This is a genomic window from Uliginosibacterium sp. TH139, from assembly GCF_002855595.1.
Taxonomy (GTDB): domain Bacteria; phylum Pseudomonadota; class Gammaproteobacteria; order Burkholderiales; family Rhodocyclaceae; genus Uliginosibacterium; species Uliginosibacterium aquaticum.
Genome location: NZ_PKRR01000022.1, coordinates 1 through 2476, shown reverse-complemented (window position 1 = coordinate 2476; position 2476 = coordinate 1). Strand labels below are relative to the sequence as shown.

The window sequence follows — 2476 nt, the reverse complement described above, 5'->3', positions numbered from 1 at the left end:
CCGCCCTGCCAGACAAGAAGCCATGAACCAGGCCTTAGACCCCCGCAGCCTGCCCGCCGCAGCGAGCGCACTGGAGGTGCTGGCCGGCCTGCGTTCCGATACCCGGCTCTATGAATGCGCCATTGAAGGCCTCTCGCGCGTCGAGGCGCCGCTCGAGTTCGAAGCCTTCTTTGGTGAGGAGGCCCTCTCGAGCCTTTACCGCTACGAGGTGCTGCTGCTCTCCAGCAATGCCCATCTTTCGCTGGCGACGCTGCTCGGCCGCCAGATGCGCTTTGTGGTGCGTCTCTCTGATGGCAGCTCGCACGCGCGCTCCGGCTACATCGCCCAGGCGCGCCGCCTCGGCGCCGATGGTGCGCTCACCCGCTATCAGGTGAGCCTGGTGCCCTGGCTGTGGCAACTCACCCAGCGCACCGATTGCCGCGTCTTCCAGGAGAAGACCGTGCTGGAAATCGTCGAAGCGGTCTTTGCCGCTTGCGCGCCCCGCGCGGCCTGGAAGCTGGCCGATGGCGTCGAGACTTTTCTGGCCGAGGCGCCACAGGGCAGCACGCGCAGCTACTGCGTGCAGTACCGCGAGAGCGATTTCGATTTCGTCTCGCGCCTGCTGGCGGAAGAGGGGCTGGGCTTTGCTTTCCAGGGCGTCGAGTCCGAGGAGTTGGGCCAGGCGCCGCTCGATCAGTTGCTGATCTTTGCGCACAACGAGGCGCTGCCTGAGGATGCTTGCTCGGCCCACGCGCTCGGTGGCGCCGGCATCCGTTTTCATCGCGCGGGCAGTCAGGAAGCGCAGGATGCCGTGACCGCGCTGGGTGCCCGTCGCGTCTTGCAGGCGGCCGTGAGCACGGCACTGTCGTGGGACTACAAAGCCAAACGCAGCGTGGCGGTGTCTCTGCCGACTGATCAGGTCTTTGGCGGGCCGAATGCGCCGCAGTTGGAGGACTACGATGTGCCCGGCGCGTATGCCTTTGCCGATGAGGCGAGTGCGTTGCGCGCTGTGCGTCTGGCCCGCGAGGCGCTTGAAGCACGCAACAAGGTGTTTCTGGGCGCAGGCTCGGTGCGCTCTTTCGCTGCGGGCCATCGCTTTGTGCTGACGGGCAGCCCGCTGGATCGTGAAGCGCAGCTGCGCGGCGAAGCGGAGTCAGCCGACGCTGCCGCAGCTTCGCGCCACTTCCTGCTCACCCGCGTCCAGCACGCCGGCCTCAATAATCTGCCGCGCAAGCTGGATGAAAGCGCGAAGGCCTTGCGCCGCCTGCTGCGGGAATCAGGCGTCGAGCAAGGAGAGGATGACGCCTTGCTCACCCCGGCCCGCAGCCGGGGCTATGCCAATCAGTTTGAGGCCCAGCGCGTACACGTGCCCTGGCGCCCGGCTTTGCTTGATGGCACTGGGGGACGAATCAATCCACGGCCTACGGCAATGGGCCCGCAAACCGCTACCGTGGTCGGCCCGAATGGGGAGACCACGCCCGGCGAGGCGGGCGAGATCCATACCGATGCACTGCACCGGGTGCGCGTGCAGTTCCACTGGCAGAGCGCCAACCCTGAGCGCAATGAGGCGTGCTCACCCGGCAGTGCCTGGCTGCGCGTGGCGAGCCGCTACGCCGGCAAGGGCTTGGGCGTGCAGTTTGTGCCACGCATTGGTCAGGCGGTGCTGGTGGGGTTTCTGGAGAACGATATCGATCGCCCCATTGTGCTCGGCAGTTTGTATGACGGCGCGGGCGATGAGGGCGTCACCGCCACGCCGGGCGGGCAGGCGTCCTCTCAGTCCTCAGCACTCAGTCCTCAGTCCTCCTTCGCCCAAGCGAAGGACCACAGCCCCGCACATCAGGGCAATCGTGTCGCCGCCGGCCATAGCCCGGCCTGGCATGGCGAGGCTTCGGCCTATGGACCGATGCGCAACCGCGCTGCACTGTCGGGTTTCAAGTCCTGCGAGTTCAATACCCCACATGCGGGCTATACGCAGCTGGTGTTTGACGATACCGATGGCCAGCAGCGTATTCAGCTGGCCACTACCCAGGCGGCCACGCAGCTGAATCTGGGGCACCTCATCCATCAGGCGGACACCTATCGCGGCAGCCACCGTGGCGATGGCTTTGAGTTGCGCACCGACGCTTACGGGGCGCTACGTGGGGGCCGCGGCTTGCTCATCACCACCTGGCCGATCCAGGCTGCGATCAATCAGGCGCAGAGCGAGCCGGCCGGAGATGCCACCGCCCCGACCGCCCTGCTCAAGCAAGCCAGCGAGCTCTTCAAGAACACCAGTCAGATCGCGGCCACACACCAGACCGTGAAGGTCGCCGCCAGCGAGGGTTCCGCCGGGGCGAGCAAGAGCGCACTGAAGAGCGACCTGGCCCCGCTGCCCGCAATGCTCAAGTCCGCGAAAGGTATGGTCGACGCCAAGACGGGCGCCGTGCAGTCCTCAGCAGCCGGCACTCAGAACTCAGCACTGCCTCATAGCGAAGACTCACTCCTGACCCTCGCCGGC

Annotated in this window: 1 protein-coding gene; it reads left to right on the top strand. The window is 66.4% G+C overall.

Annotated elements, in window-relative coordinates:
- Window positions 1–22: 22 nt before the first annotated feature.
- Window positions 23–2476 (top strand): type VI secretion system Vgr family protein (locus C0V76_RS19425; protein WP_101944566.1); only part of this gene is annotated, 2454 nt, incomplete at its 3' end.